Genomic DNA, 13183 nt, shown 5'->3' with positions numbered 1-13183 from the left:
GGTGGCTGCACAGGACCGTCGGGACGCGGGAGTCGAGCAGCGAGTCGACGAGGCGGCGCACGCCGTCGGGGGTGGCGTCCTCCTCGGTCAGCACCGGCTCCTCGCGGAGCGGGAGCCCGGCGGCGCCGGCGTACGGCAGGACGGTCTCGACGCAGCGGACCGACGGCGAGGTCACCACCGAGGCGACGCCGTACGCCGTGAGGAGCGGCGCGAGGGCGAGTGCCTCGTCGCGTCCGGCGGGGGCGAGCGGGCGGAGCCGGTCGTCCTCGGCCCACTGCTTGCGCGGGTGGGCCTGGCCGTGGCGGAGCACCACGAGCGGCACCGACCCGCGGGGCACCTCGAGCGCGGTGGCGAGCGTGGCGCGGTCGTAGTCGTAGGTCATCCGCCCGGGCGCCTCCGACAGCGGCACCCACGCGACCTGGTCGATCTCGTCGCCGCAGGTGTGGCCGGCGACGTCGACCGGGGCGTCGGGGAGCACCCGCCCGAGCCAGTAGCGCACGGTCTTCGTCCGAGGGGTGCCCGAGCGGCCGACGACGGGATAGCGCTGGGTCGGCAGCGGCGGCCCGAGCCGCACCGGCAGGCCGGTCTCCTCGGCCACCTCGCGCACCGCGGCCACGGCCGCGTGCTCGCCGGGGTCGAGCTTGCCCTTCGGGAAGGACCAGTCGTCGTACTTCGGCCGGTGCACCAGCAGCACCGACCTGCGCCCCTCGATGCGCCGGAGCACGACCGCTCCGGCGGACTGCACGTCCATGGCGGCTAGTCTCACACCCGTGCCGAGGCCGTGGAGATGGGTGGCGGTCGCCGTCGCACTCGTCGTCGTCGCGGCAGCGGCGTTCGCCGGCTGGCGCTGGTGGGCACAGCGCGACACGACCGACCTGCAGCGGGCGATGTCGCTCGCGCCGGCGGACGGGGAGCGGTTCTCCTTCACCGACTGGGCCGCGGTCCGCGCCGAGCTCGGCAGCGCGGTCGACGCCGACTCGCCGAACGACGACGTCCGGGCGATGCTCGACGAGGCGTTCGACGCCGACCTCGCGGCCACGTCGGCGCTGGTGGAGAGCGCGGAGCCGATGCAGAGCCGCTACGGCTTCTCCCCCGCCAGCCTCGAGTGGGAGCTGTTCAGCCAGGGCGCCGACGGCGCGGTCGTGGTCATGCGCGTCCCCGACGGCGGGACGGAGGCGGTCGCGGACCGCCTGCGCGAGCTGGGGTACGACGAGCCCGCAGACGACACCGACGTGTGGACCGGCGGCGACGACCTGGTCGCGGGCGTCGGCGTCACCCCCGAGCTCGCCCACGTCGCGCTCGACGAGGACGACGACCTCGTGCTGGCCAGCGACAAGGCCGACTACCTGCGGGGGCTGGTCGAGCGCGACGCCGACCGCGGCGTGGCCGACGGCGTCGAGGACGCGGTCGACCGGGCCGGCGACTTGCTCGCCGCGGCCGTCTACACCGGGGACAACGCGTGCAGCGCGCTCGCGATGGGCCAGGCCGACCCCGCCGACGCGGCCGAGGGCGAGCGGCTCGTGGACGAGGCCGGTGGCGTGCACCCGCTGACCGGGTTCGTCATGGGGTTCCGGCCCGGCGGCGACGTACGGGTCGCGATGGCGCTGGAGGACGGCGACCGCGCCCGGCAGGACGCCGACGCCCGGGCCACGCTGGCGGCGGGGCCGGCGCCGGGCCAGGGCGGGGACTTCGCGGACCGCTTCGACCTCGGCCGCGTCGCCGCCGACGGCAACGTCGTGACGATGGACCTCGAGCCGGTCGAGGGCAGCTACGTGCTGTCCGACCTCTCGACCGGCCCGGTCCTCTTCGCGACCTGCTGACGGCGACCTTGTGACGGACTACCGGAACGTCCGCAGCCGCAGGCTGTTGGCCACCACGAACACCGACGACAGCGCCATCGCCGCCCCCGCCAGCATCGGGTTGAGCAGGCCGGCGGCGGCGAGCGGCAGCGCGGCGACGTTGTAGCCGAAGGCCCACACGAGGTTCGACCGGATGGTCCCGAGCGTGCGGCGCGAGAGCCGTACGGCGTCCGCGGCGACCCGCAGGTCCCCGCGCACCAGGGTCAGGTCGCTGGCCTCGATCGCGACGTCGGCGCCGGCGCCCATCGCGATGCCGAGATCGGCCTGCGCCAGCGCCGCGGCGTCGTTCACCCCGTCGCCGACCATCGCGACGACGCGGCCCTCGGCCTGCAGCCGCCGCACGTGCTCGACCTTGTCCTCCGGCATGACCCCGGCGACCACGTCGTCAATGCCGACCTCGCGAGCCACGGCCCGGGCGGCGCGCTCGTTGTCGCCGGTCAGCAGCACCGGCGCGAGCCCGAGCGCCCGGAACCGCGAGACCGCCTCGGCCGAGGTGTCCTTGACCCCGTCCGCCACCACGAGCACGCCGCGTGCCGCCCCGTCCCAGGCGACGGCCACCGCGGTCCGTCCGGCCGCCTCGGCCCGGTCGACCGTGTCGACGAGCCGGTCCGGCAGCGGGTGTCCGAGCTCGGCCAGCAGCGCGGGCCGGCCGACCACGACGTCGTGCCCCTCGACGGATCCGCGGACCCCGCGGCCGGGCAGGTTCACGAAGTCCTCGACTGCGCCGGTGTGCCCGTCGGCGACCGCCCGCGCGATCGGGTGCTCCGAGGCCGACTCGAGCACGCCGGCCAGGCGGCGTACGTCCGCGGGGCCGGTGCCGTCGGCGGCGACCACGTCGACCAGCGTCATCCGGCCGGTCGTGACCGTGCCGGTCTTGTCGAGCACGACCGTGTCGACGCGGCGGGTCTGCTCGAGCGCCTCCGGCCCGCGGACCAGGATGCCGAGCTGGGCGCCCCGGCCGGTGCCGACCAGCAGCGCGGTCGGCGTGGCCAGGCCCAGCGCGCACGGGCAGGCGATGATCAGCACCGAGACCGCCGCGGCGAACGCGGCCGAGGTCTCGACGCCGGTGCCGAGCCAGAAGCCGAGCGTGCCGACGGCCAGCGCGATGACGATCGGCACGAAGACGCCGGAGACGCGATCGGCCAGTCGCTGGGCGCGCGCCTTGCCGCTCTGCGCCTCCTCGACCAGCCGCGCCATCTGCGCGAGCCGGGTGTCGGATCCGACGCGGGTGGCGCGGACGACGAGCCGCCCGCCCGCGTTGACGGTCGCGCCGGTGACGGCGTCGCCCGGGCCGACCTCGACCGGCACCGGCTCGCCGGTGAGCATCGAGGCGTCCACCGCCGACGTACCGCTCTCCACCACGCCGTCGGTCGCGACCTTCTCCCCCGGCCGCACGACGAACACGTCGCCCACGGCGAGCCGGTCGGCGGGCAGCGGCGTCTCGACGCCGTCGCGCAGCACGACGACGTCCTTGGCGCCGAGGTCGAGCAGCGCGCGCAGGGCGTCGCCGGCGCGGCGCTTGGACCGCTTCTCGAACCAGCGGCCGGCGAGCAGGAACGTCGTGACGCCGGCGGCGGTCTCGAGGTAGATGTTCGACAGGCCGTCGGTGCGGTTCACGCTCAGCTCGAAGGCGTGCGTCATGCCCGGCTCGCCGGCGCTGCCCCAGAGCAGCGCGACCAGCGACCAGCCGAACGCCGCGGTCACGCCGACCGAGACCAGCGTGTCCATCGTCGTCGCGCCGTGGCGGGCGTTCAGGACCGCCGCCCGGTGGAACGGCCAGGCGCCCCAGACCGCGACCGGCGCGGCCAGCGTGAGCGAGAGCCACTGCCAGTACTCGACCTGCAGCGCCGGCACCATCGCCATCGCGATGACCGGCACGGTCAGCAGCGCGCTGACCACCAGCTGGTTGCGGAGGGCGTCCAGCTCCGGGTCGCCCCGGTCCGGCCCGTCCTGCGGCTCGTTGGTGCGCTCGGGCGGCAGCGCCGCGGAGTAGCCGGCCGCCTCGACCGTGCGCAGCAGCGCCTCCGGCGTGACGGTCTCTGCGAAGCGCACCCGCGCCTTCTCGGTCGCGTAGTTGACGCTCGCCTCGACACCGTCGAGCTTGTTCAGCTTGCGCTCGATCCGGTTGGCGCACGAGGCGCACGTCATCCCGGAGATCGTGAGCTCGACGTCAGTGGTCATGGCTGTGCCCGTCCTCGCTTCCGTCCTCGTGGTCTCCAGCCTCGTCGCCGTGGCTGTGCGTGCCGTGGTCGTGGCCGGCGCCCTCGACCTGCACGGTGAAGGCGGCGGTGCGCACCACACCGTCGTGCTTGAAGTCGAGGAACAGCCGGTAGGTCCCCACCGATGGGAAGGCCGTGTGGAACCCCGCCCGGTCGCCGTCCTCCGGGTGCACGTGGAGGTAGCCGAGGTCGCCGGCGCGGAGCGCGACCAGGTGGCCGGTGGCGCCGAGGTACGGCTCGAGGTCCACGACCTCGCCGTCCTTGCTCACCGTTGCGGTCAGGGTCGACGCGGTGCCGACCGTGAAGCCGCCGCCGAGGTTGACGTCGTACCCGTCGACGCTCGCGGCGAGCTGCTGGTCCCCCACCGGCTCGGGCTCGAAGTCGCCTGGCACGAACAGGTCCGCGCCGAGCACGTGAGCCTCGCCACCGGTCGGCTTGAAGTCCGCGAAGACCCGCCACGGTCCCGGCTCGAGGTCGACGTCGACCCGCCAGGTGCCGTCGTCGTCCATCGTCGGGTGGACGTGCTGGAAGCCGGTCAGGTCCCGCCGCACGACGATGAGGTGCAGCTCCTTCTCGTGCGCCACGTCGTACGCCGTCACCGGCCCGTCCTCGCCCTCGATCGTGAAGGCGAGCTGCTGACGGCCCGCCGGCAGCGTGCCCTCGGCGAGCGTCAGCGTGTGGCCGTGCTCGCTGACCTGGAGCCCGGCGGCGACGGCCGCGCCGTGCTCGCCGTGGTCGCCGTGGCCGCCCGCGGGCCCGCCAGCGGCGTCGTCCGCGTGCCCGTGGCCTGCGGAGTCGGTGGCGACGGTGTCCTCGTCCGGGCCGAGCCAGCGACCACCGGCCCAGCCCGCCGCCAGGACCAGGGCCAACACGGCGACGAAGCCGGCGACCCGCGTCGACGTACGCATCAGGCCAGCTCGTATCCGGCCTCGGCCACCGCCGCCGCGACCGCGGACCGCTCGACCGGCTCGGCGCTGGTGACGACGACCTCGCCGCTGGTGTGGTCGGCGGTGACCGACTCGACACCGGGGAGCTCGCCGATCTCCTCGCGGACCGACGCCTCGCAGTGGGCGCAGGTCATGCCGGTGACGGTCCAGGTGGTGCTCGTGCTCATCTCGACTCCTCGGTGCTCGTGCAGGTGGTCGTGCAGGTGGTCGTGCAGGCAGTCGTGCAGGCGGTCGTGCTCAGGACTTCACCAGGCGCGTGATCGCCGCCATGGCTTCCTCGACCTTCTCGGCGCCCTCGGCGTCCCCGGCGCGTGCCGCGTCGACGACGCAGTGGCGCAGGTGCTCGTCCAGCAGGCCGAGCGAGACCGCTTGGAGGGCCTTCGTCATTGCGGAGACCTGGGTGAGGATGTCGATGCAGTACTGCTCCTCCTCCACCATCCGCTGGAGCCCGCGCGCCTGCCCCTCGATGCGGCGCAGCCGCTTGAGGTAGTCGTCCTTCTGCGACAGGTAGCCGTGCTGGTGCTCGTGCGCAGGTGCTGGGGTCTGGTCGTCCACACCTCGACCATACCCCTAGGGGGTACCTCGTCCAAGCCTGCGTGACCGACCAGACATGCGACGAGCCCGCCGGACCGGGTGGTCGGGCGGGCTCGGGTGCGTCGGTGTGGGTACGCCGAGGCGTCGGCGGGTCAGTCCTCGCGGCGGTGCTGCGGGGCGACGCCGAGGATGCGATCGATCTCGTCGTCGCTCAGGTGCTCCTCGGACTCGCTCGCGGCGATGATCAGGTTGGTGGTCAGCTCGACCTCACCGAGCAGGTCGGCGTCCTCGAGCGTCACGTCGAACTGGTCGTGCACGCCCGCCTCCGTCTGTCCGCTCGTGGCCTGTCGTTCCTCGCTCATCCGCACTCACCTTCCCGCGCCACTCTACGGTCAAACCTCCCGCGCCACCGTGGCCCAGACGGGTGGTTCGGAGACGGCACGAGGCCCCACCCGCATGCGGGTGGGGCCTCGCGTGAGACCTGGGCAGGTGCTGCCCGGCGCTCCGTGCTGCTACGAGCGAAGCTCGCAGGGATCAGACGGGGCGGACGTTCTCGGCCTGGGGACCCTTGGGGCCCTGGGTCACGTCGAACTCGACCTTCTGGTTCTCGTCCAGGGACTTGTAGCCCTGGGTCTGGATCGCCGAGTAGTGCACGAAGACGTCGTCGCCGCCGTCCTCCTGCGCGATGAAGCCGAAGCCCTTCTCAGCGTTGAACCACTTCACGGTGCCCTGAGCCATTGTGCTCATTCCTCTTTCGTCGGGGCGAGAGCCGCCACCTCGGCGGCCCGCACCAGATGCGGTGACACGTCGCTCCGACCCGTGATTGGTTGCACCACAGAACGAAAACGCCGTTGGATCACAAACTCCGCGGGCGTCAGACCAGCTGGAACTTGCACCTGTTGCAGGCACGACAGTACCAAGCCTGGGCCGGTTGCAAACCTTTCGGAGCGACTTCTGTGGAAGCAGCACGTGAAGGTCGTGCGACGGGTGGGTGATCCGGCCCCTCGCGGAGCGGCCCGGAGGGGCTCCCGGGCGGGTCCCCGACGGGTCTCCGACGGGCCTCCGACGGGTCCCGGAGAGTCGCGGAGGGTCCGGAGGGGTACGGCATCGTCGTGCCGTCGTTCCGCCTGCTGCTGCTTGCCCTGGTGGTCTGCAGCGGGCTCGTCGGCCTGGCTCCGGGCGTCGGCCCGGCCGCTGCCGCGGAGGGCGACCAGCCCCGCGTCGTGCGCGTCGGCACCGAGGGGGTCTACCCGCCCTTCAGCTACCGCGACCCGGAGTCCAACGAGCTGACCGGGTTCGACGTCGACGTCGTCCGGGCGGTCGCGGAGGAGGCGGGGTGGGAGCTCCGGTTCGTCGAGGCCCCCTTCGACTCCCTCTTCCCCGCCCTGGACTCCGGGCGCCTGGACGTGGTCGCCAACCAGGTGACCATCACGCCGGAGCGGGAGGCGCGCTACCTGTTCAGCACGCCGTACACCTACTCCCGCGGCGTCGTCGTGACCGCCGCCGACGACGACGAGATCACGTCGCTGGAGGACCTGAGGGGGCGGACCACCGCGCAGACCGCCAGCAGCAACTGGGCGAAGGTGGCGCGGGAGGCCGGCGCGCGGATCCAGTACGTCCAGGACTTCGGCCCGGGCGTCGAGCTGCTGGTGCAGGGTCGGGTCGACGCCATCGTCAACGACAACATCGCGGTGCTCGACTACCTCGCGACCTCCGGCAACGACGAGGTGAAGATCGCGGGCCCCGCCGGCGAGGAGGTCCTCGAGCAGGCGCTGGCCTTCACCCGAGCCGATGCCGCGCTGCGCGAGGAGGCGGACGCGGCGATCGCGGCCCTGACCGAGGACGGCACGCTCGGGCAGATCTCCGAGGACTACTTCGGTGCCGACGTGACGGTCGAGGGCGGGACGACCGACGTCGACGTGCGGGCCTCCGACAGCCGGACCCGGTGGGAGGTCCTCCAGGACACCGCGTGGCCCATGTTCGTCGGCCTGCTCCGGGGGACGCTGCCGCTGACGGTGGCCAGCTTCGCGATCGGGCTGGCGCTCGGGCTGGGCGCAGCCCTCGCCCGCCTCTCCGCCATCCGTCTCCTCGACTGGACCGCGCGGTTCTACATCTCGGTCATCCGCGGCACGCCGCTGCTCGTGCAGCTGTTCATCGTCTTCTACGGCCTCCCCCAGATCGGCGTCGACCTCGACCCCTACCCCGCCGCGATCCTGGCCCTGAGCCTCAACGTCGGCGGGTACGCCGCGGAGATCATGCGCGCCGCGATCCTCTCCGTCCCCCGCGGACAGTACGAGGCCGCCACCGTGATCGGCATGGACTACGGGCAGTCGATGCGGCGCGTCGTGCTGCCCCAAGCCGCTCGCACGGCGGTGCCGCCGTTGTCCAACAGCCTGCTTTCGCTCATCAAGGACACCTCGTTGGCCTCGCTGGTGCTGGTGCCCGAGCTGTTCCGGGAGGCGCAGGTCACCGCGGCCGCCACCTTCGAGTACCTCCCGCTCTACGCGCTGGCAGCGCTCTACTTCTGGATCGTCTGCTACCTCGTGAGCCTCGCGCAGGGACCGCTCGAACGACGACTGAGCAGGTACGTGGCATGAGCGAGCTGATCGAGGTGCGCGGGCTCGAGAAGTCCTTCGGCGAGCAGCACGTCCTGCGAGGGATCGACCTCACCGCCACCGCGGGCACGGCCACCGCGGTCCTCGGGCCGTCGGGTTCCGGCAAGACCACCCTCCTGCGGTCGCTGAACGTGCTGGAGACCCCCGACGCCGGGTCGGTGCGCATCAGCGACGCGCAGCTGGACTTCGGCGCCCCGCCCGCCGGCAAGGCGGCGTACCGCCGGGCCGTCAAGGCGCTGCGCGCCCGCAGCGGCATGGTCTTCCAGTCCCACAACCTCTTCCCCCACCGGACGGTCCTGCAGAACCTCATCGAGGGCCCGGTGCAGGTGCAGCGGCGGGACCGGGAGGAGGCGGTCGCGGACGCCCGGACGCTGCTGGCCCAGGTCGGCCTGGCGGGCCGGGAGGACGCGTATCCCGCCCAGCTCTCCGGCGGCCAGCAGCAGCGGGTCGGCATCGCCCGCGCGCTCGCCCTGCGCCCGGAGGTGCTGCTGCTCGACGAGCCGACCTCCGCGCTCGACCCCGAGCTCGTCGGCGAGGTGCTCGAGGTCGTCCGCGACCTCGCCGAGCAGGGGTGGACGCTCGTCATCGTCACCCACGAGGTCCGGTTCGCCCGCGACGTCGCCGACCAGGTGCTGTTCCTCGACGGGGGCCGGGTCGTCGAGCGCGGTGGCGCCGAGGTGCTGACCGACCCCCGGGAGGAGCGGACCCGGCGGTTCCTCAGCCGGGTGCTCGAGGCCGGCTGACGGACGTCAGCCCACGGAGCCCTCCCGGGCCTGCACGACCAGCACGACGATGGTCGTGAGCACGATGATCGCGGCGAGGACCGCCAGGGTGATCTTGACGGCCGACCACGGACGGTCGCCGGTCACCTTGCCGGTGTTGGCGTTGACCATGACCTGCCACTGCTTGCCGCCGTGGGTGTACGTCGCCAGCCACAACGGCAGCAGCATCAGCTTGAACATCACCGAGGCGTAGCTGGTGTCGACCTGCGAGATGCGCTGCTCGTCGCCGCCGATGTCGCGACGCACGTCGTCCTCGATGACCTCGGCCATCTCGGCGCGCGCGGCCTGCGAGCCGTCCTGGGGATCGACGTCGTAGCGCAGCGCGGAGTACCCCGACAGGTACTCGGGTTGGTACGCCACCGCGGTGTCGAGCCGCCACGGACCCATCTCGTCGAGGCGCTCCTGGTCGAGCCGGGTCGTCGCCGGCACCAGCACGTCGTCGAAGTCCCGCGCCACCCGGCCGGACGCCCGGGACCAGCGGGTCTCGCGGTCCTGGTAGGTCTCGGTCCGCGTGCCGCCGTTGCCGTCGGAGACGGTCCGGGTGCGGGTGACGTAGTAGTGGTCACCGCGCTTGCCGGTGTAGCGGCTGCTGGTCCGGGCGTCGAAGGTCCAGTGCGGCACGTAGGTGCCTTGGAGCGAGTGGGCGCTCCCGACCTTCTTCAGCGAGGTCGGCGCGAACCAGCGCGAGCTCACCCACTCCTTGAACGCCGCCTGCGCGCCGTCCTTCGCGACCGCGAACGGCACGACCCCCTCGGGCGCGACGAGGCCGTCGGGCGACGAGAGCACCACGAGGTGACCGGTGCAGAACTGGCAGGTCCGGGCCAGGTCGGTGGTCTCGACCTGGGCGCCGCACCCCTCGCAGCGCAGGACCTGCCCGCCGAGCGAGGCGACCCGGACCTGGTCGTTGGCGGCGATCCAGTCCTCGAAGGAGTGCTCGTCGACCGTGGTGTCCTCGCCGGCCGCGATGGCGCGGGACGCCCCGCACGCCCCGCAGGTCAGCACCGTCGTGCCCGGCGCGTAGGTGACCTGCGAGCCGCACGACGGGCAGGACGCGAAGAGCACGTCCGCCAGGTCCACCCGAGCCGGTCCGGCGTCGGGTGCCACATCTGGCGCCGCGTCAGGCGCGGCGGCCTGCGGCAGCGGCGGGGGCTCCCCGGGACCGGTCTGCGGGAGCGGCGGCGTACCGGTCATCTCAGGCCTGCGGCGGGAGGGGCGGCGGGGTCGCCGCGAACAGGCCCGCGAGGTCGGGGACCTGGCCGGCGGGCTGCCACGCGGCCATCCCCTCGCGCCAGACCAGCGTCTCGGCGCTCACCTGGCCACCGGCGACCTTGGCGGGCAGGGCGGCGGCTGCGAACGGGCCCGCCTGCTGGCCGTCGAGCGCGACGTACCACTGCGCGCCCGGGAGCGGTGGCGGTCCGGCAGGGGCGGCGGGCGCGGCGGCGGCTTGCCCGGCACCGGCGACGGCGCCCGCGGCGGCCTGGCCGAGCCCCATGCCGACGACCATGCCCGCGCCGGAGCCGGCGGCGCCGGGGTTGTTGGCGGCGTCCTCGAGCGCGGTCGCCGCCTGGAACTGGGTGAAGGCGCCGAGGTCGCCGACGATGCCCATCTGGCTGCGCTTGTCGAGCGCCTTCTCGACCTCCGGCGGGACGGAGATGTTCTCGATGACGAAGCGCGGCAGCGCGATGCCGTACTCCGCCAGGCTGGCCGACAGCGTCCCGACGAGCGTCCTGGAGATCTCGGACTGGTTGGCGGCGAGGTCGAGCATCGGGATCCCGGCCCCGGCCAGCGCGGTGGTGACCGCCTCGACGATGACCTGGCGCAGGAACTCCTCGACCTCACCGGTCACGAAGTCCGGGTCCGACCCGACCAGCTGCTGCAGCAGCGCCGAGGGATCGGTGACGCGCAGCGCGTAGGTGCCGAAGGCGCGCAGCCGCACGATGCCGAACTCGGCGTCGCGGACGGTGAAGGGGTTCTGCGTGCCCCACTTCATGTCGGTGTACTGCCGGGTCCCGACGAAGTAGACCTCCGCCTTGAACGGCGAGCTGAACCCGTACTTCCAGCCCTTCAGCGTGCTGAGGATCGGGATGTTCTCGGTGGTGAGCTCGTAGGTGCCGGGCGAGAAGACGTCCGCGATCTGGCCCTCGTCGACGAACACCGCAATCTGGCCCTCGCGGACGACGAGCTGGGCGCCCATCTTGATCTCGTTCCCCTGCCGCGGGAATCGCCACACGATCGTGTCCCGGGTGTCGTCGAGGAACTCGACGATGTCGATGAACTGTCCCCGGACCTTGTCCATGAACCCCATGCCGGCACCCTCCTGTGTCGGCCGCGCGGGGCCGGGTCGAGACGCCGTGCGCGACCCGGACGGCCCCGCGCACCGCCTGTGCGTCGGTCAAGGATCGTACGGCGGATCGTCGGTAGCCGGCCGGGAACGCGCTCACCCGCTCCGAGGCCGTCCTCCGCCGCTGCCAGCGCGCCCGCCGGCGTCGGGCATGATGAGCGCTCCGGGCGCGGCGACGATCCTTCCTGCGGTTCGACCGACGGACGTGCCTCCGCCCCGGGCCCCTAGCTCAATGGGCAGAGCAGGAGACTTTTAATCTCTTGGTTGTGGGTTCGAGTCCCACGGGGCCTACTGAACCGCCGGAGTGTCGTCCGCTCCGCCCGGGTCGGCGCCGGTGACCTGGGCGGACCGCCCGGCGGGCACGCGCCGCGGCAGCCGCACGGTGAACGTCGTGCCGGTGCCGACCTCGGACTCGAGTATCACGTGGCCGCCGTGCGCCTCCACGAGCGCGCGGGTGATCGACAGCCCCAGCCCGAGCCCCTCGATCCCGCGCCGGCGAGCCGCGGCGCCCCGGTAGAACCGCTCGAAGACCCGGTCGAGCTCGTCGGCGGGGATGCCGTGGCCGGTGTCGGCGAGGACCAGCTCGACCTCGTCCACCACGTCGTCCCAGTAGACCTCCAGCTGCACCGAACCGCCGGGCGGGGTGTGCTTGACGGCGTTCGTGAGCAGGTTGTCGAGCACCTGCCGGATCCGGCCGGCGTCGCCGTACGCGGGGATCCGTCGGCGCGAGCCGGACCCGTCCGCGAGGTCGGCGACCAGGCTGATCCCGGCGGCGACGGCGGCCGGCTCGACCGCGGCGACGGCCTCGGCGACGACCGCCACGACGTCGTACGCCGCGCAGCGCAGGTGCAGTGCGCCGCTCTGCAGCTGGCCGGCCTCGATCAGGTCGGAGACCAGCCGCTCCAGGCGGGCGGCGTTGCGCTGCAGCGCGGCGACGTCGGCGCGGACCTCGGGGCCCTGGTCCGGGTACGACGCGAGCAGCTCGGCCCGCCCGCGGATCGCGGCGAGCGGGGTGCGCAGCTCGTGGGAGACGGCGGCGATGAAGTCGTCCTTGACCTCCAGGGCGCGCAGCACCTCGGTGATGTCGGTGTAGGCGAGCCCGGCGCCGGCGAACGTGCCGTCAGGGGTTCGCACCGACCGCGCCGAGACCGACAGCGCCCGGCGCACGACCGGGTCGGCGCCGATCCACATGTGCACGTCGTCGAACTCCTCTCCCTGAGCCGCACGCCACGAGGGCATCTGCTCGCGGGTCCAGCGGACGCCGTCGAGGCCGAAGACCTCGCCCTCCTGCCCGGCCCGCCCGCCGTGGCCGTCGGGGAACGCGAGGGCGATGAAGTCGCGGTGCCGGCGGTTCGTGACGGCGTACTCCCCGTCGGCGTCCAGCAGCACCAGCCCCACGTCGACCGTCTCGAGGATCGCCTGCGCGATCCGCTGCTGCCTGCTGATCACGTCGGCGGCCGCCCGGATCCGCTCCTGGTCGCGGATCCGCTCGGTGACGTCGAGGACCTGCGACATGAGGTACGCCGCCCGACCCTCCTCGTCCTTGACGACGGCCACCGACAGGTCGCCCCACACGTGCTCGCCGTCGCTGCGCACGTAGCGCTTGGTCAGCCGGTAGCCGTCGCGCTCGCCGGCGAGGGCCTCGCCGAAGAGGCGCTCGTTCAGGGCGAGGTCCTCCGGGACGGTGACCTCCGCGAACGTCAGGGACAGCAGCTCCTCGCGCGTGTAGCCGAGCATGTCGGCCGCCGCCTGGTTGGCCACCACCAGGCGACCCTCGAGGTCGACCAGCGCCATGCCGACCGGCGAGTGCTCGACGGTCATCCGCCACAGCTCGACGGCGTCGGGACGCGCCGAGCCGGGCACGACACCGCGGTGTGCCGTCATCA

Annotated in this window: 13 protein-coding genes and 1 tRNA gene; 4 read left to right on the top strand and 10 right to left on the bottom strand. The window is 73.3% G+C overall.

Features of this window, described 5'->3' with window-relative positions:
• On the bottom strand, positions 1-751 hold a 751-nt coding region (locus G6553_RS17725), incomplete at its 3' end, for an NUDIX hydrolase (protein WP_166195916.1).
• 19 nt (positions 752-770) lie between these two features.
• On the opposite strand from G6553_RS17725, the gene G6553_RS17720 reads away from it, so the two are divergent.
• The gene (locus G6553_RS17720; RefSeq protein WP_166195914.1) at positions 771-1820 is read left to right on the top strand and encodes a hypothetical protein; all 1050 of its coding nucleotides are present in this window, start codon (positions 771-773) and stop codon (positions 1818-1820) included.
• An 18-nt stretch (positions 1821-1838) separates the two neighbouring features.
• Here G6553_RS17720 and G6553_RS17715 read toward each other — a convergent pair whose 3' ends face one another.
• The 6 genes from G6553_RS17715 to G6553_RS17690 all read right to left on the bottom strand — a co-directional run bounded on the left by G6553_RS17715 (position 1839) and on the right by G6553_RS17690 (position 6297).
• The gene (locus G6553_RS17715; protein WP_166195912.1) at positions 1839-4040 is read right to left on the bottom strand and encodes a heavy metal translocating P-type ATPase; all 2202 of its coding nucleotides are present in this window, start codon (positions 4038-4040) and stop codon (positions 1839-1841) included.
• Positions 4030-4986, bottom strand: a complete 957-nt coding sequence (locus G6553_RS17710; RefSeq protein ID WP_207619945.1) for a hypothetical protein — start codon at positions 4984-4986, stop codon at positions 4030-4032. Before G6553_RS17710 ends, G6553_RS17715 begins: the two co-directional genes overlap by 11 nt.
• On the bottom strand, positions 4986-5192 hold the full coding sequence (locus tag G6553_RS17705; protein WP_166195910.1) for a heavy-metal-associated domain-containing protein: 207 nt from the start codon (positions 5190-5192) through the stop codon (positions 4986-4988). Before G6553_RS17705 ends, G6553_RS17710 begins: the two co-directional genes overlap by 1 nt.
• Positions 5193-5262: 70 nt before the next feature.
• Complete coding sequence (locus G6553_RS17700) at positions 5263-5580, bottom strand: metal-sensitive transcriptional regulator (protein ID WP_166195908.1); 318 nt, start codon at positions 5578-5580, stop codon at positions 5263-5265.
• Between the two features lie 131 nt (positions 5581-5711).
• Positions 5712-5921 (bottom strand): hypothetical protein, encoded by a 210-nt coding sequence (locus G6553_RS17695; RefSeq protein WP_166195868.1) that lies wholly within the window; start codon positions 5919-5921, stop codon positions 5712-5714.
• Between the two features lie 172 nt (positions 5922-6093).
• A complete protein-coding gene (locus G6553_RS17690; protein ID WP_056863399.1) occupies positions 6094-6297 on the bottom strand; it encodes a cold-shock protein in 204 nt (67 codons plus the stop codon).
• A gap of 374 nt (positions 6298-6671) precedes the next feature.
• Between G6553_RS17690 and G6553_RS17685 the strand changes: the two genes are divergently transcribed.
• Both G6553_RS17685 and G6553_RS17680 read left to right on the top strand, forming a co-directional pair.
• On the top strand, positions 6672-8156 hold the full coding sequence (locus tag G6553_RS17685; RefSeq protein WP_166195906.1) for an ABC transporter substrate-binding protein/permease: 1485 nt from the start codon (positions 6672-6674) through the stop codon (positions 8154-8156).
• Positions 8153-8917, top strand: a complete 765-nt coding sequence (locus G6553_RS17680; RefSeq protein WP_278249631.1) for an amino acid ABC transporter ATP-binding protein — start codon at positions 8153-8155, stop codon at positions 8915-8917. The genes G6553_RS17685 and G6553_RS17680 overlap by 4 nt, the downstream gene beginning before the upstream one ends.
• Before the next feature lie 6 nt (positions 8918-8923).
• Here G6553_RS17680 and G6553_RS17675 read toward each other — a convergent pair whose 3' ends face one another.
• On the bottom strand, positions 8924-10033 hold the full coding sequence (locus tag G6553_RS17675) for a hypothetical protein (RefSeq protein WP_166195904.1): 1110 nt from the start codon (positions 10031-10033) through the stop codon (positions 8924-8926).
• Between the two features lie 115 nt (positions 10034-10148).
• Positions 10149-11261 (bottom strand): SPFH domain-containing protein, encoded by a 1113-nt coding sequence (locus G6553_RS17670; RefSeq protein WP_166195902.1) that lies wholly within the window; start codon positions 11259-11261, stop codon positions 10149-10151.
• A 254-nt stretch (positions 11262-11515) separates the two neighbouring features.
• Between G6553_RS17670 and G6553_RS17665 the strand changes: the two genes are divergently transcribed.
• Positions 11516-11588 (top strand) — tRNA-Lys (locus G6553_RS17665).
• Here G6553_RS17665 and G6553_RS17660 read toward each other — a convergent pair.
• Positions 11586-13181 (bottom strand): PAS domain-containing sensor histidine kinase, encoded by a 1596-nt coding sequence (locus G6553_RS17660; protein WP_166195900.1) that lies wholly within the window; start codon positions 13179-13181, stop codon positions 11586-11588. The two genes, G6553_RS17665 and G6553_RS17660, sit on opposite strands and share 3 nt — an antisense overlap.
• Between the last annotated feature and the right edge of the window lie 2 nt (positions 13182-13183).

Source organism: Nocardioides sp. IC4_145, from assembly GCF_011250565.1.
Taxonomy (GTDB): domain Bacteria; phylum Actinomycetota; class Actinomycetes; order Propionibacteriales; family Nocardioidaceae; genus Nocardioides.
The sequence above is the reverse complement of the archived record's forward strand: the minus strand, read 5'-3'. Positions and strand labels throughout refer to the sequence as shown.

Bases quoted from the DNA above. Each gene is read 5' to 3' on its own strand.
- G6553_RS17715 (WP_166195912.1), bottom strand. From the start codon at position 4,040: ATGACCACTGACGTCGAGCTCACGATCTCCGGGATGACGTGCGCCTCG.
- G6553_RS17710 (WP_207619945.1), bottom strand. From the start codon at position 4,986: ATGCGTACGTCGACGCGGGTCGCCGGCTTCGTCGCCGTGTTGGCCCTG.
- G6553_RS17705 (WP_166195910.1), bottom strand. From the start codon at position 5,192: ATGAGCACGAGCACCACCTGGACCGTCACCGGCATGACCTGCGCCCAC.
- G6553_RS17695 (WP_166195868.1), bottom strand. From the start codon at position 5,921: ATGAGCGAGGAACGACAGGCCACGAGCGGACAGACGGAGGCGGGCGTG.
- G6553_RS17690 (WP_056863399.1), bottom strand. From the start codon at position 6,297: ATGGCTCAGGGCACCGTGAAGTGGTTCAACGCTGAGAAGGGCTTCGGC.
- G6553_RS17680 (WP_278249631.1), top strand. From the start codon at position 8,153: ATGAGCGAGCTGATCGAGGTGCGCGGGCTCGAGAAGTCCTTCGGCGAG.
- G6553_RS17670 (WP_166195902.1), bottom strand. From the start codon at position 11,261: ATGGGGTTCATGGACAAGGTCCGGGGACAGTTCATCGACATCGTCGAG.
- G6553_RS17660 (WP_166195900.1), bottom strand. From the start codon at position 13,181: ATGACGGCACACCGCGGTGTCGTGCCCGGCTCGGCGCGTCCCGACGCC.